The sequence below is a fragment of the Pseudoflavonifractor intestinihominis genome, assembly GCF_040096055.1.
In the GTDB taxonomy this organism is placed as follows: domain Bacteria; phylum Bacillota; class Clostridia; order Oscillospirales; family Oscillospiraceae; genus Pseudoflavonifractor; species Pseudoflavonifractor intestinihominis.
Genome location: NZ_JBBMFK010000005.1, coordinates 128,944 through 148,232, shown reverse-complemented (window position 1 = coordinate 148,232; position 19,289 = coordinate 128,944). Strand labels below are relative to the sequence as shown.

Sequence of the window (19,289 nt, the reverse complement as noted above, 5' to 3'; positions counted from 1 at the left end):
AACCTCCCAGGTCCGGACAGCCGTCCGGGCCTGGGAGGTTTTTATTTGTACCTTTTCAGCGCCTCACCACATGGGATACCGGGCGGTGTCGGCCCGCAGCTGGCGGGCGATGGTGCCGCACAGCTCCCGGTAGAATCGCAGGTAGGTGGTCTTCTGGGCCCGCTGGATCTGCTGGCGCTGTTGGTATTCCCGCCAGCGCCGGCACTGCTTGTGGCAGCCCGTCTGATAGTCGGGGCAGCTGTCTTGACAGGGAAGCATGGCGCAGACCTCCTCATCGCCGGATGGGGCCCGAGGGGCAGGCATACCGCGGCTGCCGCCGCCGGAGTCAGGCCCTTTTGATGTTGCCTCTATTATATCTTCCGGCTCTGCGCGCTGCCTCCAGCCCAGAGTAAACATACTGTGAATTCTCTGTAAGTTCCCCCCATTTCCCTGGATTCATCTCGGTTTTAGTGTGATTTTTTTTTTCGTTTCTTGCACGTCTCTGTTTTATTTGCTCTCGTTTTCGACTCCTTTCTTATTAATTTTTTTGATAATTCGATAGGATGTTTCAATGTTATAATGATAGACCTGTAATCGTTGACATAAGCCGTTTTACCGTGCTACCGTTTTATGACAGAAGATTTCCGCGCCGGGGCGGGGCGTCTTTTCCCCCGGGCTCCGGATGCGGCAGGAAAACGAGGCGTGCAGAGTGGATAATCAGTTTGATGAAATGATACCCCGCCGGGGCACCAGCTCCCTCAAGTGGGACGGCGCGGACCGCATTTTCGGCGGGAAGGATCTGCTCCCCATGTGGATTGCAGACATGGACTTCCCCGTGGCCCCTGCCATTCAGGAGGCCCTCCACCGCCGGGTGGACCAGCGTGTATTTGGCTATGGCATGCTCTCCCCCGCGTACTACGAGGCCGTGTCCGGCTGGATGTCCCGCCGGCACGGCTGTTCCGTGCCCCGGGAGTGGATCGTGTTCACCGCCGGGGTGGTCACGGCCCTGAACTTCGCTGTTCAGGCGGTGACCGAGCCGGGGGATGAGATCCTCATCCCCAGCCCGGTGTACGGCCCCTTCTTCCACGCGGCGGAGGACTGGAACCGTGTGGCGGTCCGGTGTCCCCTGAAGGAGGAGGACCTGTTCTACACCTTTGACTTTGACGACATGGAGCGCCGCCTCACCCCCCGCACCAAAGCCCTGATGCTCTGCTCCCCCCACAACCCGGTGGGCCGGGTGTGGACCCGGGCGGAGCTGGAGGCCCTGGCGGACTTCTGCCTGCGGCACGACCTGATCGTCATCGCCGACGAGATCCACCACGACCTGGTGTTCCGGCCCCACACCCTGTTCCTCAATGTCTCCCCGGAGATCGCCCAGCGCACCATTCTGTGCACGGCCCCCAGCAAAACCTTCAACATCGCGGGCATCCAGGCCTCCAATATCATCATCCCCAACGAGGAGCTGCGCAACAAGTACCGGGCGGTGGTGGCCCATCACCACGCCTTTTCGGCCAATGCCTTTGCAGAGGCCGCCGTGGTGGCGGCCTACCGGGATTCGGAGGGCTGGCTGGACGCCCTGATCCCCTATCTGGAGGGCAACATGGCGCTGTTCTGCGGCACCGTGGCGGCGGAGCTGCCCAAGCTGAGGGTGCGCCGTCCGGAGGGCACCTACATGGTCTGGGTGGACTGCACCGGCCTGGGCCGCGACCCCAAGGACCTGAAGCGCTTCTTTGCGGAGGAGTGCGGACTGGCCTTCAACGACGGCGCCAGCTTCGGGCCGGGCGGCGAGGGCTTCGTGCGGGTCAACCTGGCCTGTCCCCGCGCCTATGTGGAAGAGTGTCTGCGCCGGCTGCGCGCACACTGCCAATAAACACCATTCAGGAAGGAAGAGAGTACACAATGAACTGGAAAAAGCGACTCCTGACCCTCACCCTCACCCTGGGCCTGCTGGGCACGGCCCTGGCCGGCTGCACCCAGCCCGCCAGCGATCCCTCCGGCTCTCCCTCCGCCTCCGGCACACCGGAGGCCTCCCCCTCTGCCTCTGCTCCCGAGGCGAGCGCCACCGGTGAAAAGGTGGACGGCGGCACCCTCATCATGTGCGAGCCCACCGACATCTCCAGCCTGAACATCCTCTACGAGACCGGCGACGAGGGCATGACCATGCTCAAGCCGGTGTACGACCCCCTGTATGTGGTCTCCAAGGACGGCGTGCGGTACTACCTGGCCGAGAGCCATGAGGTCAGCGAGGACGGCCTGACCATCACCGTCAAGCTCCGGGAGAACCTGAAGTGGCACGACGGCGTGCCCATCACCACAGAGGATGTGCTGTGGTACTTTGAGATGAAGTCCAACCCGGACAACAACGCCTCCAGCGGCACCAAGGTCAACGGCGAGCCGGTCCAGGTGGCCGCGGTGGACGATTACACCTTCACCGTCACCCTGCCCTCTGTCTCCGCCTCCTATGAGGCCACCCTGGGCAACCTGAAGCTGCTGCCCAAGCACGTATATGAGGACACCCCCGTGCTGGTGGGCGCGGAGATCAACTCCACCAGCGGCGTGGGCTCCGGCCCCTTCAAGGTGAAGGAGTGGAACAAGGGCGAGAGCCTGGTGCTGGAGCGGTTTGACGACTACTACCGGGGCCCCGCCAGCCTGGAGTCCGTGGTGTTCAAGATCATTCCCAACGCCAGCACCGAGGAGATCGCCTTCCAGAACGGCGAGCTGTCCGTGCTCCGCCTGACCACCCAGGACATGCTGGAGAAGTACTCCAACGACCCCAACTACTCGGTCTACACCCTGACCGAGGGCCGCATCAACTACATGGGCTTCAACTCCAACAGCCCCCTCACCAGCGATCCCAGGGTCCGTGAGGCCATCTGCCTGGCCCTGAACGTGGACGAGATCATCGCCGGCGCCTACGGCTCCACCGATCTGGCCCCCGCGGCCAAGACCGTGTTCTGTCCCTCCAACCTGTACTACAGCGACGTGGAGGGCTACAGCCAGGACCTGGAGCGGGCCAAGGAGCTCATCGCCGAGGCCGGCGTGGAGGGGGAGACCTTCCGCCTGGTGTACAACTCCAGCCGCGAGAACATGGAGAACTGCGCGCTGATGATCCAGCAGCAGCTCAAGGCCGTAAATCTGAACGTGGAGATCCAGGGCTATGAGACCCAGGGCTTCTTTGAGGTGTTCTTCTACACCGACGCCGGCGACTGGGAGCTGGGCCTGAACGGTTACTCCACCAACGGCGACAACCAGGGCGACGAGTACATGTTCAGCCTGGAGGGCTTCCTGTCCAAGAACATCTGCTCCACCGACGAGATCGCCGCCCTGTGGAACGAGGGCGACGCCACCACCGACCCCGAGGAGCGGGCCGCCATCTACAAGGAGATTCAGGAGCAGATCCGGGACGTGTACACCATGTTCCCCCTCACCTCCCCCAACTTCGTGGTGGCCACCGACAAGCGCCTGAAGGGCGTGGACGCCATCGACATGGTGCCTCTCTTTGAGGACTATCTCAATCTCTACATGACCAACTGATTCCGGCCGCCCGGCCGTCCGGAAGCAGAACGGCCGTCCGCCGGGCGGCCGTTCTGTGCATTTCCGCCTACCCTGTCTGAGAGGAGTGCTCCCATGGCCAAACACATCGCCAAGCGGCTGCTCCAGCTGATCCCGGTGCTGCTGCTGGTGTCCATCTTTTCCTTTCTCATCATCCACTTCGCCCCTGGCGACCCCCTGAACATGTACATCCGTCCCGACATGACCCAGGAGGAGATGGACACCCTGCGGGCCAACCTGGGCCTGGACGGCACCATCGTGGACCAGTACCTGGGCTGGCTGAACAACGTGCTCCACGGCAATCTGGGCAACTCCCTCACCAACAGCGCCCAGCCCGTGGCCGACCGCATCCTGGAGGTGCTGCCCAACACCATCCTGCTGATGGGCACCTCCCTGGTGCTGTCCTTCCTGATCTCCATCCCCCTGGGCCTGATCGCAGGGCTGAAGAAGAACCAGTGGCCCGACCAGGTCATCAGCTTTTTCTCCTATATTGGCATCTCCATCCCCTCCTTCTGGTTCGGCCTGATCCTCATCATCGTGTTCTCCCTGGTGCTGAAGGTGCTGCCCAGCAGCGGCATCCACACCATCGGGGATGACAGTCTGCTGGATCTGATCCGCCACCTCATCATGCCCAGCCTGGTGCTGAGCGTGGGCAATGTGGCCACCTTCACCCGCTACATCCGCTCCACCACCATCTCCCAGCTGGAGGAGGAGTATGTGCTCACTGCCAAGGCCAAGGGCGTGTCCCAGCGGGGCATTCTCTTCGGCCACGTGCTGAAGAACTGCCTGCTGCCGGTGATCACCCTGGCGGGCATGCGCTTCTCCAGCCTGGTGACGGGCTCCTTCATCGTGGAGTCTGTGTTCGGCTGGCCCGGCATGGGCACCCTGGGCATGTCGGCCATCAACAATCTCAACTACCCCATGATCATGGGCTTCACCATGCTCTCCTGCCTGCTCCTGATCGTGGGAAATCTCATTGCGGACCTGCTCTACTATGTGGCGGACCCCCGCATCAAGAGCGGATTTAAGGAGGCGCAGGGCTGATGGAGCGTACATTGACTTCCCCGATCGCACCCGCTCGTTTCCGGCGGGTGACCCATCCCCCGGTCCAGGCTGAGGTGTCCTACGACCGCAGCGCCCTGAGCCGGGTGTGGGCGGCCCTGCGGGCCAACCGGCTGGCCATGGTCTGCCTGGTGCTGATGATCATCATCATCGCCGCCTCCATTCTGGCCCCCCTGTCCCCCTACGATCCGGACCTGTACGACCTGATGAACAAGCTGGCCCTGCCCAGCCTGGCCCACCCCTTCGGCACCGACGACCTGGGCCGGGACTACTTCACCCGGTCCCTGTACGGCGGTCGGGTGTCCCTGACCGTGGGCTTTTTCTCCATGCTGGTGTCGGTGGCCCTGGGCACCGTGGTGGGCACCGTCAGCGGCTACGTGGGCGGCGCGCTGGATATGGTGCTCATGCGCCTGCTGGACATCATCATGTCGGTGCCCACCTTCCTGCTCATCATCATCATCAACGCCTACATAAAGCCCGGCCTGCCCACCATGATCTTCATCATCGCCATCTTCTCCTGGATGGGGGTGGCCCGGATCGTGCGGGCCGAGACCATGAGCCTGAAGGAGCGGGACTTTGTGCTGGCGGCCAAGAACCTGGGCACCAGCGACTTTGTCATCATCTTCCGCCACATCATCCCCAACATGAGCTCCTCCATCATCGTGGCGGCCAGCCTGTCCATCGCCCGGGCCATCCTCACCGAGTCCTCCCTCAGCTTTCTGGGCTTCGGTGTGCGCCTGCCCAACGCCTCCTGGGGCTCCATGCTCCAGAACGCCCAGAGCGAGATTCTCTATAACCCGCTGCTGGCCGTGTTCCCCGGGCTTTTGATCCTGATCACGGTGCTCAGCTTCAACGTGCTGGGAGATGTGCTCCGCAGCGCCCTGGAGCCGAGGATCATCAAGTGAGGTGCGGCATGGAAGAACAGATGCTCAGAGATTATGTGGTGGGCCTGCGCCGGGCCTTCCACCAGGAGCCCGAGCTGGGGCTCAAGGAGTTTGAGACCAGCCGCCGGGTGCAGGAAGAGCTGTCCGCCCGGTCCATCCCCTTCCATATGGTGGGGGAAACCGGCGTGGTGGCCGAGATTTCCGGCGGCCGCCCCGGCCCCACTGTGCTGCTGCGGGCGGACATGGATGCCCTGCCCATCCAGGAGGCCACCGGCCTGCCCTTCGCCTCCCGGGTCCCCGGGGTGATGCACGCCTGCGGCCACGACGCCCACACCGCCATGCTGCTGGGGGCCGCCGCCCTGCTGTGGGAGGAGCGGGAGGCCCTGCCCGGCCGGGTGCGGCTGGTGTTTGAGCCGGCGGAGGAGTTCGCCGGGGCGGGCCGTGCCCTGCTGGAGGCCGGGATACTGGACGGCGTGGACACAGCCTTTGCCGTCCACGTGGCCCCTAACCTGCCCTGCGGCGCGGTCAGCGTGCAGCCCGGGGTGCGCATGAGCGGCTGCGGCTTCTTCTCCCTGACCGTCAGGGGCAAGAGCGGCCACGGCTCCGCTCCCCACGAGGGGATCGACGTCATCCCGGCGGCCTGCGCCATGGTATCCGCCCTCCAGACGGTGGTCAGCCGGGAGGTGAGCCCCCGGGACTTTGTGGTCATCACGGTGGGCACCTTCCACGCCGGTACCGCCGCCAATATCCTGGCCGGCGAGGCCAAACTCACCGGCACCATCCGGTATCAGAACCCGGCGCTGAAGGAGATGCTCCCCGCCGCGTTGGAGCGGGTGCTCCGGGGCACGGCGGAGGCCTTCCGGGTGACCATAGACCTGAAGTGCGGTATGGGCCTGTCCCCCGTGGTCAACGACGCCGCCTGTTCCGCCGTGGCGGAGCGGGCCGCCGCCGGACTGCTGGAGGCGGCGGAGCTGCCCATGGGCACCGGATCGGACGATTTTTCCTACTACACCCAGCGTGTCCCCGGGGTGTACGCCTTTCTGGGCACCGGCGGGGACCACCCTATCCACCACGAGTGCTTCACTCTGGACGAGGACGCCCTGGCGCCGGGCAGCCGGCTGTACGCCCGCTATGCGGAGGAATATCTGAGAGGAGGATGCCTGTGAGTCAGACGCTTTTGGAGGTCAAGGACTTGCGGGTGTCCTACCGCACCTACGCCGGCGAGGTCCAGGCGGTGCGGGGCCTGTCCTTCTCCATGGGGCGGGGCGAGACCCTGGCCGTGGTGGGCGAGTCGGGCTGCGGCAAGTCGGTGAGCGCCAAGGCCCTGATGGGGCTGATCAACTGCCCCCCCGGCGAGGTCAAGCCGGGCAGCCAGGTGCTCTTTGAGGGGAAGAACGTGCTGGACTTCACCCCCGCGGAGTGGTCCGCCTTTCGTGGCAAAGAGTGCGCCATGATCTTTCAGGACGCCCTGGCCGCCCTCAACCCCACGGTGACGGTGGGGCGGCAGATCGCGGAGAACCTGACGGTCCACCATATGGCGGGCCGCGCCCAGGCCATGGCCCGCGCGGTGGAGATGCTCTCCCTGGTGGGCATCTCCCAGCCCCAGGAGCGGGCCAGGCAGTACCCCCATGAGTTCTCCGGCGGCATGCGCCAGCGGGCTATGATCGCCATGGCCCTGGCCTGCGGCCCCAAGCTGCTCATCGCCGACGAGCCCACCACCGCCCTGGATGTGACCATTCAGGCCCAGATCATCAAGCTCATCAAGGAGATGCAGCAGAAATTCAACATGTCCGTGCTGCTCATCACCCACGACCTGGGGGTGGTGGCGGACATCGCCCAGAACATCGCGGTGGTGTACGCCGGGCGCATCGTGGAGTACGGCGCCCGGGACGACATCTTCTACGACCAGCGCCACCCCTACACCTGGTCCCTGCTCCGGTCCATCCCCCGGCTGGACCTGGACGGGAAGAAGCAGCTGGTGTCCATTGACGGCATGCCCCCCGACCTGATCTCTCCCCCGGCGGGCTGTCCCTTCGCCCCCCGGTGCCCCTGGTGCATGGAGATCTGCACGGAAGAGAAGCCGCCCCAGGTATCCTTCTCCGGGAACCACACCTGCACCTGCTGGCTCCATCACCCCGACGCACCCAAGAGCGATCTTCCATTTCAGGCAGGGGACGGTGTACTATGTTAGAACAAAACGAGACAGCCCTTGAGGTCAAGGATCTCAAGAAATACTTCCGCACCGCCGGCGGACTGCTGAAGGCGGTGGACGGTGTCAGCTTCACCATCCGCCGGGGGGAGACCCTGGGTCTGGTGGGCGAGTCGGGCTGCGGCAAGACCACCTGCGGCCGCACCTGCGTGGGGCTCTACAACAAGACCGGCGGCCAGGTGCTCTACCGGGGCAAGGACGTCCACAGCCTCCGGGGCAAGGAGCGCAAGGCCTTCACCAAGCAGGTGCAGACCATCTTTCAGGACCCCTACGCCTCCCTGGACCCCCGCCTGCGGGTGGAGGAAATTGTGGCCGAGGGCATGCGCAACCACGGCATCTGCCCCTCCGCCAAAGAGCGGCGGGAGCGGGTGTACCAGCTGCTGGAGCTGGTGGGCCTGAGCAAGGAGCACGCCGGGCGGTACATCCACGAGTTTTCCGGCGGCCAGCGCCAGCGCATCGGCATCGCCCGGGCCCTGGCGGTGGACCCGGAGTTCGTCCTCTGCGACGAGCCCATCTCCGCTCTGGACGTGTCCATCCAGGCCCAGATCGTCAACCTGCTGGTGCGCCTCCAGGAGGAGCGGGGCCTGACCTATCTGTTCATTGCCCACGACCTTTCCATGGTCAAGCATATCTCCGACCGGGTGGCGGTCATGTACCTGGGCACCATCGTGGAGATCACCACCTCCTCCGAGCTGTACGCCCACCCGGCCCACCCCTATACCAGGGCCCTCCTGTCCGCCATTCCCATCCCTAACCCCCGGGTGGAGGAGCAGCGGGTGCGCACCGTGCTGGAGGGCGAGGTGCCCAGCCCCATCGACCCGCCGCCGGGCTGCCGGTTCCACAGCCGGTGCCCCTACGCCACCGACCGCTGCGCCCAGGAGGCGCCGGTCCTCCGAGAGATTGCCCCCGGCCACTCCGTGGCCTGCCATATTGTCTGATTATTTTAAAAAAGGGAGATGTCCGAGATGGAACAGACCAACATCAAGCTGCCCGCCGACTTTGAGACCTACGGAGAGGCCCGAAAGGCGGGCTTCCTGCGCATGAAGCAGCTGAAGGACCAGGGCGCCCGTGTGGTGGGCATGTTCTGCTCCTTTGTGCCCACCGAGCTGGTGTACGCGGCGGGGGCCCTGCCCGTGGGGCTGTGCGCCTTCACCGAGGAGCCCATCCCCGCCGCCGAGGCCAACCTGCCCCGGAACCTGTGCCCCCTCATCAAGGCCAGCTACGGCTTTGCCCTCACCGATACCTGCCCCTACTTCTACTTCTCCGACTTTGTGGTGGGCGAGACCACCTGCGACGGCAAGAAGAAGATGTTTGAGCTTCTCAATGAGATCAAGGACACCTATGTCATGCAGCTGCCCCACAGCCGGGACGAGGCCGCGCTGGCCTTCTGGCGGGACCAGATCATCGCCTTCAAGCGCAAGCTGGAGGACTTTTACGGCGTCACCATCACCGAGGACGACATCCGCCAGGCCATCAAACGGAAGAACCGGGAGCGGGACGTGATGCTCCGCTACCTGGAGCTGGGCAAGCTGAACCCGGCCCCCATGAGCGGCTATGAGATGGGCACCCGTGTGGACGCGGGCAGCTTCTCCTTTGACCTGGACCAGCGGTGCAACATCATCGAGGCCCGGACGGCGGAGGTGCTGGAGCAGTGGAAGGCTAACAAGGACTCCCTGCCCACCGACCGGCCCCGCCTGCTGGTCACCGGCTGTCCCAACGCGGGCGTGCGGGAGAAGATCATCAAGGCCGTGGAGGAGCTGGGGGCCGACGTGGTGGCCTTCGACACCTGCAACGGCATCCGGGAAAAGGTGGAGAAGGTGGACGAGTCCGACCCCGACGTGTACCACGCCCTGGCTGTGAAGTATCTCAACATTAACTGCTCGGTCATGAGCCCCAACGACAGCCGCCGGAACTACATCGGCGAGATGATCGACTCCTACGCGGTGGACGGGGTGATTGAAATTGTGCTCCAATCCTGTCATACTTACGATGTGGAGGCTTTCTTCATCAAGCGCTTTGTCACCCAGGAGAAGGGCCTGCCCTACCTGAACATTGAGACCGACTACTCTCAGGCGGACAAGGGTCAGATCAACACCCGCCTTGCCGCCTTCCTGGAGACGATTGAGAAATGAAGTACTTTGCCGGAATCGACATCGGCTCCACCGCCTCCAAGGTGGTGGTGCTGGACGGGACGGACATGGTGGACCACTTTGTCCTGCCCACGGGCTGGAGCAGCAAGGAGACCTCCGTTGAGATCGCCCGCCGGCTGGAGGCGGACGGCCATCCCATCGGGGAGGACATGAAGATCATCGCCACCGGTTACGGCCGGGTGGCGGTGGACTACGCGGCCAAGACGGTGACGGAGATCACCTGCCACGGCCGGGGCGGCTGGTACCTGCTGGGCCAGGACTGCACCATCGTGGACATCGGCGGCCAGGACACCAAGGTCATCACCGTGGAAAACGGCATGCCCACCAGCTTTCTCATGAACGACAAGTGCTCGGCGGGCACGGGCAAGTTCCTGGAGATCATGGCCAATCGCCTGGGGGTGGACCTGACCGAGCTGTTCACCCTGGCGGAGGCGGGGACCCCTCTGGCCATCAGCTCCATGTGCACCGTGTTTGCCGAGAGCGAGGTCATCAGCCACATCGGCGCCGGGGAGAAGCGGGAGGACATCGCCGCCGGCGTGGTGGACTCGGTGGTGAGCAAGGTGGCGGGCCTGTGCGCCCGGCACACCCTGAAGGGGGACCTGTTTCTCACCGGCGGCCTGTGCGACAGCGCCTACCTGGTGGACCGGCTGTCCCACAAGCTCAAACGGCCCGTCCTCACCCACCCCCTGGGCCGGTATGCCGGCGCCCTGGGCGCGGCTCTCATTGCCCGGGGCAAGACGTCCAAGTAGCAAAATACATGGAAAACCATCCACATACAGAACAGGAGGACTGATTGATATGCTGAAAAAAGTAAACGCCATGGGCGACCCCTGCCCCATCCCTGTCATCAAGACCAAGAACGCCATCAAGGAGCTTGCCGGCCCCGGCACGGTGGAGGTCCTGGTGGACAACGAGACCGCCGTACAGAACCTGACCCGTCTGGCCAACAACAACGGCTACGCCGTCAAGTCTGAGAAGCTGGGCGACAAGGAGTTCCGGGTGGTGATGGAGGTCACCGGCGCCCCCGCGGCCCAGGCCCAGGATGACGACAGCGAGACCTGCCTGGTGCCCGCCGGCACCGGCCGGAGCAGCACCGTGGTGGTCATCTCCTCCCCCTGCATGGGCACCGGCAGTGACGAGCTGGGTGCCACGCTGATGAAGAGCTTCATCTTCGCCCTCACCCAGCAGGACACCCTGCCCAAGACCATCCTCTTCTACAACGGCGGCGCCAAGCTGACCACCGAGGGCTCCGCCTCTCTGGACGACCTGAAGAGCCTGGAGGCCCAGGGCGTGGAGATCCTCACCTGCGGCACCTGTCTGAACTTCTTCGGCCTGACCGACAAGCTGAAGGTGGGCGGCGTCACCAACATGTACGACATTGTGGAGAAGATGAGCTCCGCCGGCCGGGTCGTCCGGCCCTGAGGCGCGCCATGCGGGAGAAAAAGCCTGCCCTTATCATCACCTTTTCCACCACCACCGACGCCATGGGCATGGAGCAGTTCTGCGGCAAAAACGGCCTGCCGGGCCGACTGATCCCGGTGCCCCGTGAGATCAGCGCGGGCTGCGGCCTGGCCTGGAAGGCCCCCGTGGAGGCCCAGGAGCAGCTGCTGTCCGCCATGACGGACGCGGGCATGCATTGGCAGGAGACCCGGGTGCTGGAGCTGTGGGTTTGACCCCGAAAAAGCCATAGGAGATGAGTTCCCTTGATCTATCTGGACAACGCGGCCACCACCCGGCAGAAGCCGCCCCAGGTCATCGACGCGGTGGTGAACGCCATGACCACCATGGGCAACGCCTCCCGGGGCGCCCACGGCAGCGCCCTACAGGCCTCCCGGGCGGTGTATGACGCCCGGTGCAAGCTGGCAAAGCTGTTGGGCTGCCCCCGGGCGGACCATGTGGTCTTCACCTGCAACTCCACCGAGGCCCTGAACATCGCCATCAACGGCACATTATCCCCCGGGGACCATGTGATCTCCACCGACCTGGAGCACAACTCCGTCCTCCGTCCCCTGTACCGGCTGGAGGCGGAGCGAAACGTGGCCCTCAGCTTTGTGCCCGCCGACAAGCAGGGCCGCCCGGACATGTCCGCCTTTGAGACCCTCATCCGGCCCGAGACAAAGGCCATCGTGTGCACCCACGCCTCCAATCTGACGGGCAACATGATCGACATCGCCCGGGTGGGGGCCATTGCCAAGGCCCACGGCCTGCTCTTCATCGTGGACGCCTCCCAGACTGCCGGGGCCGCCCCCATCGACATGGAGGCCATGGGCATCGACATCCTCTGCTTCACCGGCCACAAGGGCCTGATGGGCCCCCAGGGCACCGGCGGGCTGTGCGTCCGCCCCGGTGTGGAGATCCGCCCCTGGAAGGTGGGCGGCTCGGGGGTGCAGTCTTACAGTAAAACCCAGCCGGAGGAATACCCCACCCGGCTGGAGGCGGGCACTCTGAACAGCCACGGCATCATGGGCCTCTCCGCCGCCCTGGACTTTATCGAGGCCACCGGCGTGGACACCATCGCCCGCCGGGAGGAGGCCCTGATGCGGCGGTTCTACGACGGGGTCGCAGGCCTGAAGGGGGTCACGGTGTACGGGGACTTCACCCAGGCCCACCGGGCCGCCATCGTGGCGCTGAACATCGGGAACATGGACTCCAGCGAGGTGTCCGACATCCTCAGCACCGACTACGACATTGCCACCCGCCCCGGCGCCCACTGTGCGCCCCGGATGCACCAGGCCCTGGGCACCACGGAGCAGGGCGCGGTGCGGTTCAGCTTCTCCTGGTACAACACCGAGGAGGAGGTGGACGCCGCCGTCCGTGCGGTGGCCGACCTGGCAGAAGGCTGATTGCATACAAAAAGAACGGGTGTGTTTCACCGGAACTCCGGCGGAACACACCCGTTTTTCAGTTCTCTCCCAGCCGCTGGCGGCACAGCTGGATGCACCGCTCCAGCCAGGCGCAGCAGCCCTCTTCCCGCATGACGCCCCCCAGCAGCACCAGGTAGTCGCTGAACTCCTCCTCTCCCTCCGGGGGCACCCGGCTGAACTTGGCCATATTCTCCCGCAGGTGGTCCAACAGGGCCTTGTGCTGCTCCAGCTGGGGCTCCAGCAGGGCGATACGCCGACGGGGCGGGATGCAGTCGGAGAAGTAGAGCTGGAGCCGGAACTCGTCCTTGGGCACGGACCTTATCTTCAGCTGCCCCTCCGCCCACGCCCGCAGGGCGGCCCGGCCGCTGCCGGTGATGGAGTACACCTTTTTCTCCAGCACGGTGCCGGAGATCTCGATCTGGTACGCAATCAGGCCCTCGTCCGCCAGGGCCTTCAGCTCCGGGTAGATCTGGCTGTGCTTGGCGCCCCAGAACTCGGCCAGGGTGGTCTCAAACTCCTTGGCCAGGTCGTAGCCCGACATATCCCGCCGGTTCAGCAGCCCCAGGATGGCATAGCGCAGGGTTCCCATGGTCTCTCCTCCTCTGTCAGGGTCATGGTGGTATTATACCATACTCCCGGCTTCATTTCCTCCAAAACGGCAAATGATTTGTTCCCCATATTTTAAACATGTAATAATTGACATGTTTATTTTTCCATGCTACCATGAAATATAACAACACTCCGCCTCCTGGAGACGGAACGATATTTTGGAAGGAGTTTTGGTTCGGAAATGGAAAAGCTGAAGCGCTACGTGGTATTTTTGATTGGACTGTTCGTCAACTCCCTTGGGGTGGCTCTGATCACCAAGGCCGATCTGGGCACCTCCCCCATCTCCTCGATCCCCTATGTGCTCAGCTTGAATTTTCCCCTCACGCTGGGACAGTTCACCGTGCTGTTCAGCCTGCTGCTCATTGTGCTCCAGCTGGTGATCCTGCGGAAAAACTTCCGCCCCGAGCACATTCTTCAGATCCCGGTGTCCTTTCTCTTCGGGTACTTCATCGACCTGTGCATGGCCCTGCTCTCCTTTGTCCAGCCCCAGGTGTACGGCATGAAGGTGCTCTATCTGCTGATCGGCTGCGTGGTCCTGGGCGTGGGCGTGTACATGGAGATGCTGGCCGACGTGGTCATGCTGCCCGGCGAGTCCTTTGTGCGCTCTGTGGTGTTCCGCTGGGCCACCGAGTTCGGCATGACCAAGGTGGCCTTTGACGTGACCATGACGGTGGTGGCGGCGGTGCTCTCCTTTGTCTTTGCCGACATGCTCTCCGGCGTGCGGGAGGGGACCATTGTGGCCGCCCTGCTGGTGGGCTTCATCGCCCGGCTCATCAACCGCCGGCTGGAGTTCATGTCTCAGGCCCTGTTCGGCGGGACGCCCGCGCCCGAGTGTTCCGAATAAGCAAAAAATCAGCAGCCCGTGACGGGCTGCTGATTTTTTTATTGCTCAGTGGACCGGGACGGCCTCTTTTCTTCCGTCGGGCGCCTCCTGCCGCACTGTCTGGACAAAGAAGATGGCGCCTACGGCGAACATAAAGGCCAGGGCGCCCACGCCCAGGTTGACGCTGCCGGTAAGCTGGCTCACGGCGGAGACGGTGATGGTGCCCAGGAAGGAGGCGCCTTTGCCGCAGATGTCGTACAGGCCGAAGTACTCGCCGGACTTCTCCGGCGGGATGAGGCGGGCGAAGTAGGCCCGGGACATGGACTGGATGGCCCCCTGGAAGATGCCCACGCACACGGCCAGCACCCAGAACTGGTACTGCTCCTTCATCCACATGCCGTAGAGGGTGATGAGGAAGTAGGCGCCGATGCACACCAGGATCAGGCTGGCGGAGGAGAAGCGCTCGGTGAGGCGGCCGAAGAGGAGGGCGGCGGGGAATGCCACGATCTGGGTCACCAGCAGCGCCAGCAGCAGCCCGGTGGTGTCCAGACCCAGGGCGGTGCCGTAGGCGGTGGCCATGTCGATGATGGTGTACACGCCGTCGATGTAGAAGAAGAAGGCGATGAGGAAGAAGAGGGCCTTCCGGTTGTGGGCGAGCTCGGAGAACACCCGTCCCAGGCGGCGGAAGCTCTCGCCCAGGCGGCTGCCCCGGGCGGGGACGGCGTGCCGCTGTTCATAGGACCGCCACAGGGGCACGGACAGCAGCAGCCACCAGGCGGCAATGAGCAGGAAGGCCAGGGCCATGGCCACGTTGACCGGCATGCCCAGGGGCTCGTAGCACAGCACCAGCACCAGGGAGAGGACAAAGGGAAGGCAGCTGCCGATATAGCCCCAAGCGTAGCCGTTAGCGGAGACCTTGTCCATCCGCTCAGGCTCGGTGATGTCGGTGAGCATGGAGTCATAGATGACCAGGCTTACCGAGTAGGCCGATTTGGCCAGGACAAAGAGCACCAGGAACCACAGCCAGGAGGACATGATGCCCAGGCCCACACAGCCCAGGGCCCCCACCAGCACGGAGAGGGAGAAGAGCTTCTTTTTCCAGCCGGGGAAATCGGAGATGGTGCCCAGCACCGGGCCGCACAGGGCCACCACCAGGGTGGCGATGGAGGTGGCGTAGCCCCAGTAGGCCAGGTAGCTCACCTCGGAGAGGCCCGACCCACCGGCCAGGCTGTTGAAGTAGATGGGCATGATGGTGGATACCAGCAGGGTAAAGGCGGAATTGCCCACATCGTAGAGCACCCAATTGCGCTCCAGGGGCCGCAGTTTAAACTTCATAGACAAGCTCCTTTTCCAGACTCAGCACGGGGATCTTCTGCCAGTTGGCCCCGGCGCCAAAGGTGAGCTCCAGCCCGGCGGGCAGGGGCCGCTCCCCCTCCAGGCAGGGAAGATAGCCTTCCATCAGGGTGAGACACCGCTCCTCCGCCCGGTCCATCAGCTTTTTGAGGCGGACGCAGCTGTCCGCGCAGCGGGGATCGGGCTGGGGGTTGATGAGCAGGCCGTGCATCTCGGTGTAATTGCCCGACAGCTTGAGCACAGCCTTCACCAGATTCCGTCTCCAGGCGCTGGGCGCCACCAGCAGGCGGTTGTAGAAGATCATGCTCCGCAGGGATTTTTCCACTTCCTCCGGCGTGACGGTGGAAAAGAAGGGGGCGATGACCCTGCTGTTTTCCGCCGTGGGGCGGATGTGACCGGTCAGGTCCTGGCGCACCGGGTCAAGCCCCTGTTCGGCCATGAGGCAGCGGTCAAACTCCCCCTCGATCTCCGTGTGGGTGACGCCGCTGACGTGGATCTTCTGCTCGATATACCCGTGACAGGCGCTGTCCAGAGCGAAGTGGCAGAGGAAGCCCATGAGGTAGGCCCGGCCGGGTCCCCTCTCCCCGGCGGGCATGGCCCGCACCAGAGCGGCGGCCGGACCGAAGAAATCGGCTGCCGGCTTCTCGTGCTGCTCAAAGCCCACGGTGTTGACCCGGTTGACCGTGAGGGCCTTGTAGTAAAACAGGATGTCCGGCCCGTGGAGGCCGATGGCGAACAGCTCCTTTTGCGCGGGTGTCAGCCCTTTCAGGGCACGCGGGTCCCGGCGGAGAATCCGGTCCCCAAAATACTTGTGGGCGTAGGTGGATGGCATGGAGAATCTCCTTTTGCTCGATTTTCTGTTCCGGCAGCTATTGTACCATCCTCCCTTCGGCCCTTCCCCGCAGTTTTTGTAAAATGGAGACAAACTGTTTGTAAAATAAAGGCCGCCGGGAGAAAATTTCTCCCGGCGGCCTTGCCGTGTTCTGATTCAGCTGTTCTTGAAGTAGTAGCCCACGCCCCACTTGGTGAGGATGTACTCGGGGCGGGCGGGGTCCAGCTCCAGCTTCTCCCGCAGACGGCGGACGTGGACGTCCACGGTGCGGTAGTCCCCGGCGTACTCATAGCCCCACACCACGTTGAGCAGGTTCTCCCGGCTGTACACCCGGCCCGGATTGCGCATGAGCAGCTCGATGAGGTCGAACTCCTTGGCGGTCAGGTCCACCGGGGTATCCCCCTTCCAGGCGGAGCGCTCGTCGGCGTCGATCACGATGTGTCCGGCGGTGAGGCGGGATTTCTTGTCCTTCTGTGCGGCCATGCCCGCCCGGCGGAGCAGGGCCCGCACCCGGGCCTTCAGCTCCAGGATGTTGAAGGGCTTGGTGATATAGTCGTCGGCGCCGCACTCAAACCCGATGATCTTGTCGGTGTCCTCACTGCGGGCGGTGAGCATGATGATAGGCACGTTGGAGAACTCCCGGATGCGCATGCAGGCCTGGAGGCCGTCGATCTTGGGCATCATCAGGTCCAGGATGATGAGGTCGAAGCCGCCGCTGCGGGCCAGCTCCACCGCCTCTTCCCCGTCATAGCCGGTCTCCACCTGGTAGCCCTCGCTCTCCAGGTTGAATTTGATGCCCTTGACCAGCACCTTCTCGTCGTCCACAACCAGAATTTTCATTGTTTGATTCCTCCACAGGGCGTTCGCCCTCACTAAACGGTAATATAGTCGATGATCTGGGACAAAATCCCCTCGCCGATGCCGCTGACATTGGTGATGTCCTCCACCATGCGGAAGGGGCCGTTCTCCTCCCGGTATGCGATGATGGCCGCCGCCCGCTTCTCGCCGATGCTGGGCAGGGTCTGGAGCTCCTCGCTGCCGGCGGTGTTGATGTTGATCAGGCCGGTCTGCCCCTCTGTCTCCTCAGGCGAGGGCGACGGCGTCTGAGATGTGATTGCCGCAGGTTCTGTCTCCGCCGGAGGGTCGGAGGTTGTCGGCAGGAGCTGGGAGACCGACGGTGCGGTGCTGAGCTCCGGCTCCAGGCTGTACTGGGCGGTGATCTGCACGGTTCCGGCGGAATTCTCCCCTCCCAGGAACCACCCGGCAAAGAAGGCAAGGCAGGCGGTGGTCAGCATAAGCAGCACAAATTCCAGCCTGGAAATCTTCATCAAATTGTAACCACCTTTCCCGTTGCGCGGCCCGTCCTTCTTTGCTATAATGAATTATGTAACCGAGTCTGTCCAGACGCATTCTTTGCCGCAGAGGTGGCCCTTCCGGCCGTTTTTGCGGCAAAGGGGCGTTATGGGATATATTATAACATAGTGTGCGGGAGTTTCCTATGAAAAAAAATCGTCTTTTTTCTCTTCTTCTGACCCTGTCGCTGGTCTGCGCCATGCTGGCCCCCTTTTCCACCGCTTCGGCCAATTCTGTGGACGACTACGTGGTGAACGCCAAGTCCGCCATTCTGGTGGACACCACCTACGGCGAGATCCTCTACGAGCACAACGCCCATGAGCGGACCTACCCCGCCAGCATCACCAAGGTCATGACCGGTCTGCTGACCATCGAGGCCATCGAGCGGGGCGAACTGTCCCTGGACCAGCAGATCACCGTCAGCGAGCACGTAAACGACGGCATGATGTCCGGCGCCTCCACCCAGAACCTGAAGCCGGGCGAGATCCTCAGCCTGAAGGACGTGCTGGCCTGTGCCCTGATCCCCTCGGCCAACGAGGCGTGCAACGTGCTGGCCGAGACGGTGGCCGGCTCCATCTCCGCCTTTGTGGACCTGATGAACCAGCGGGCCGCCGAGCTGGGCTGTGAGGACACCCATTTCATGAACCCCCACGGCCTCCACGATGAGAACCACTACACCACGGCCTACGACATCTACCTGTTCTGCAACGAGGCCATGAAGCACGATATCTTCCGCGAGCTGGTCACCTCCATGAACTACACGGTCCCCGCCACCAATATGAGCGAGGAGCGCACCTTCTGGGACACCAACGCCCTCATCACCAGCTGGAAGTACAAGGGGTATACATACGAGTATGCCACCGGCATCAAGACCGGCTACACCCCCGAGGCGGGCTACTGCCTGGCCTCCTCCGCCACCAAGGGCGAGCGCTCCCTCATCGCCGTGGTCACCGGCTGTGAGCGGGCCGAGGGCGCCACCGGCAGCGACGGGTACACCCAGTTCTCCGAGAGCAAGAAGCTGCTGGAGTGGGGCTTCTCCAACTTCTCCTACCAGTCCATCATGAGCAGCAGCAAGCCCCAGCTGTCCATCCCCGTGACCCTCTCCGAGACCGACCACGTGGTGGCCGAGCCCAACGGCACCCTCTCCGCCGTGCTGCCCAACGACGTGTCCGCCGAGGACTTCAAGCAGAACGTGGAGCAGTATTACGACACTCTGGAGGCCCCGGTGGAGAAGGGCACGGTGCTGGGCAAGGTGACCCTCACCTACAACGGCGAGGAGTACGGCTCCCTGGACCTGGTGGCCGTGGACACGGTGGAGCGCTCCGAGCTGCTCTACAACCTGGACCGGATCGAGAAGTTCTTCAGCCAGCTGTGGGTGAAGATCCTCCTGCTGGTGCTGGTGGTGCTGATTCTGGTGCTGGTGCTTCGGCTCACCCTGTTCGGCCGGCGCGGCCGGCGGAGCTACGGCGGCCGGAGCCGCGGCAGCTACCATGGACGCCGCCGCCGCTGATCTTCTCTTCTTCAAATCATCGCCCCACGGATCATTCCGTGGGGCGATTTTTTGCGTTTTTCCGTCTTTCTCTTGACAGAACAGGTTTGTCGCGATAAACTAGTTTTGC

The 19,289-nt window shown here is 63.7% G+C and carries 20 protein-coding genes; 14 read left to right on the top strand and 6 right to left on the bottom strand.

The genetic code is table 11. The annotated features are described in order from the left end of the window. Window positions 1-63: 63 nt before the first annotated feature. Entirely contained in the window at window positions 64-258 is a 195-nt protein-coding gene (locus tag WMO64_RS04945; protein WP_349231207.1) for a hypothetical protein, read from the bottom strand. Between the two features lie 430 nt (window positions 259-688). Here WMO64_RS04945 and WMO64_RS04940 point away from each other — a divergent pair, with 430 nt between their 5' ends. The 12 genes from WMO64_RS04940 to WMO64_RS04885 all read left to right on the top strand — a co-directional run bounded on the left by WMO64_RS04940 (window position 689) and on the right by WMO64_RS04885 (window position 12,679). Then, window positions 689-1,849, top strand: a complete 1,161-nt coding sequence (locus WMO64_RS04940; RefSeq protein WP_349231206.1) for a MalY/PatB family protein — start codon at window positions 689-691, stop codon at window positions 1,847-1,849. Between the two features lie 29 nt (window positions 1,850-1,878). Next, complete coding sequence (locus WMO64_RS04935) at window positions 1,879-3,513, top strand: ABC transporter substrate-binding protein (protein WP_294516500.1); 1,635 nt, start codon at window positions 1,879-1,881, stop codon at window positions 3,511-3,513. A gap of 93 nt (window positions 3,514-3,606) precedes the next feature. Continuing rightward, complete coding sequence (locus WMO64_RS04930; protein ID WP_349231205.1) at window positions 3,607-4,575, top strand: ABC transporter permease; 969 nt, start codon at window positions 3,607-3,609, stop codon at window positions 4,573-4,575. Continuing rightward, the gene (locus WMO64_RS04925; RefSeq protein ID WP_349231204.1) at window positions 4,575-5,498 is read left to right on the top strand and encodes an ABC transporter permease; all 924 of its coding nucleotides are present in this window, start codon (window positions 4,575-4,577) and stop codon (window positions 5,496-5,498) included. The genes WMO64_RS04930 and WMO64_RS04925 overlap by 1 nt, the downstream gene beginning before the upstream one ends. Window positions 5,499-5,506: 8 nt before the next feature. After that, window positions 5,507-6,643 carry a M20 metallopeptidase family protein gene (locus WMO64_RS04920; RefSeq protein WP_349231203.1) on the top strand — a complete coding sequence of 379 codons (1,137 nt, stop codon included), beginning with the start codon at window positions 5,507-5,509 and terminating at the stop codon, window positions 6,641-6,643. Then, on the top strand, window positions 6,640-7,668 hold the full coding sequence (locus WMO64_RS04915; RefSeq protein WP_349231202.1) for an ABC transporter ATP-binding protein: 1,029 nt from the start codon (window positions 6,640-6,642) through the stop codon (window positions 7,666-7,668). Before WMO64_RS04920 ends, WMO64_RS04915 begins: the two co-directional genes overlap by 4 nt. Continuing rightward, complete coding sequence (locus tag WMO64_RS04910; protein WP_349231201.1) at window positions 7,662-8,624, top strand: ABC transporter ATP-binding protein; 963 nt, start codon at window positions 7,662-7,664, stop codon at window positions 8,622-8,624. The genes WMO64_RS04915 and WMO64_RS04910 overlap by 7 nt, the downstream gene beginning before the upstream one ends. 27 nt (window positions 8,625-8,651) lie before the next feature. Then, window positions 8,652-9,818 carry a double-cubane-cluster-containing anaerobic reductase gene (locus WMO64_RS04905; RefSeq protein ID WP_294516514.1) on the top strand — a complete coding sequence of 389 codons (1,167 nt, stop codon included), beginning with the start codon at window positions 8,652-8,654 and terminating at the stop codon, window positions 9,816-9,818. Continuing rightward, complete coding sequence (locus WMO64_RS04900; RefSeq protein WP_349231200.1) at window positions 9,815-10,585, top strand: acyl-CoA dehydratase activase; 771 nt, start codon at window positions 9,815-9,817, stop codon at window positions 10,583-10,585. The genes WMO64_RS04905 and WMO64_RS04900 overlap by 4 nt, the downstream gene beginning before the upstream one ends. Window positions 10,586-10,634: 49 nt before the next feature. Further along, window positions 10,635-11,258, top strand: coding sequence for a sulfurtransferase-like selenium metabolism protein YedF (gene yedF, locus WMO64_RS04895; RefSeq protein WP_349231199.1), 624 nt, complete (start codon window positions 10,635-10,637; stop codon window positions 11,256-11,258). 8 nt (window positions 11,259-11,266) lie between these two features. Next, entirely contained in the window at window positions 11,267-11,509 is a 243-nt protein-coding gene (locus tag WMO64_RS04890) for a putative Se/S carrier protein (RefSeq protein WP_294516520.1), read from the top strand. A 30-nt stretch (window positions 11,510-11,539) separates the two neighbouring features. Further along, entirely contained in the window at window positions 11,540-12,679 is a 1,140-nt protein-coding gene (locus WMO64_RS04885; RefSeq protein WP_294516524.1) for an aminotransferase class V-fold PLP-dependent enzyme, read from the top strand. A 58-nt stretch (window positions 12,680-12,737) separates the two neighbouring features. On the opposite strand, the gene WMO64_RS04880 is transcribed toward WMO64_RS04885, so the two are convergent. Next, a complete protein-coding gene (locus WMO64_RS04880) occupies window positions 12,738-13,289 on the bottom strand; it encodes a PadR family transcriptional regulator (protein ID WP_294516526.1) in 552 nt (183 codons plus the stop codon). A 201-nt stretch (window positions 13,290-13,490) separates the two neighbouring features. Here WMO64_RS04880 and WMO64_RS04875 point away from each other — a divergent pair, with 201 nt between their 5' ends. After that, window positions 13,491-14,153 carry a YczE/YyaS/YitT family protein gene (locus tag WMO64_RS04875; protein WP_349231198.1) on the top strand — a complete coding sequence of 221 codons (663 nt, stop codon included), beginning with the start codon at window positions 13,491-13,493 and terminating at the stop codon, window positions 14,151-14,153. A gap of 45 nt (window positions 14,154-14,198) precedes the next feature. Here WMO64_RS04875 and WMO64_RS04870 read toward each other — a convergent pair whose 3' ends face one another. The 4 genes from WMO64_RS04870 to WMO64_RS04855 form a co-directional block, all read right to left on the bottom strand. Then, window positions 14,199-15,467 carry an MFS transporter gene (locus WMO64_RS04870; RefSeq protein ID WP_349231197.1) on the bottom strand — a complete coding sequence of 423 codons (1,269 nt, stop codon included), beginning with the start codon at window positions 15,465-15,467 and terminating at the stop codon, window positions 14,199-14,201. Further along, window positions 15,457-16,317, bottom strand: a complete 861-nt coding sequence (locus tag WMO64_RS04865; RefSeq protein WP_349231196.1) for a zinc dependent phospholipase C family protein — start codon at window positions 16,315-16,317, stop codon at window positions 15,457-15,459. Before WMO64_RS04865 ends, WMO64_RS04870 begins: the two co-directional genes overlap by 11 nt. A gap of 156 nt (window positions 16,318-16,473) precedes the next feature. After that, window positions 16,474-17,157, bottom strand: coding sequence for a response regulator transcription factor (locus tag WMO64_RS04860; protein ID WP_349231195.1), 684 nt, complete (start codon window positions 17,155-17,157; stop codon window positions 16,474-16,476). Window positions 17,158-17,189: 32 nt separating this feature from the next. After that, window positions 17,190-17,645, bottom strand: a complete 456-nt coding sequence (locus tag WMO64_RS04855) for a ComEA family DNA-binding protein (RefSeq protein WP_349231194.1) — start codon at window positions 17,643-17,645, stop codon at window positions 17,190-17,192. Between the two features lie 170 nt (window positions 17,646-17,815). Between WMO64_RS04855 and WMO64_RS04850 the strand changes: the two genes are divergently transcribed. Beyond that, window positions 17,816-19,180, top strand: a complete 1,365-nt coding sequence (locus WMO64_RS04850) for a D-alanyl-D-alanine carboxypeptidase family protein (protein ID WP_294516540.1) — start codon at window positions 17,816-17,818, stop codon at window positions 19,178-19,180. Window positions 19,181-19,289 lie beyond the last annotated feature (109 nt).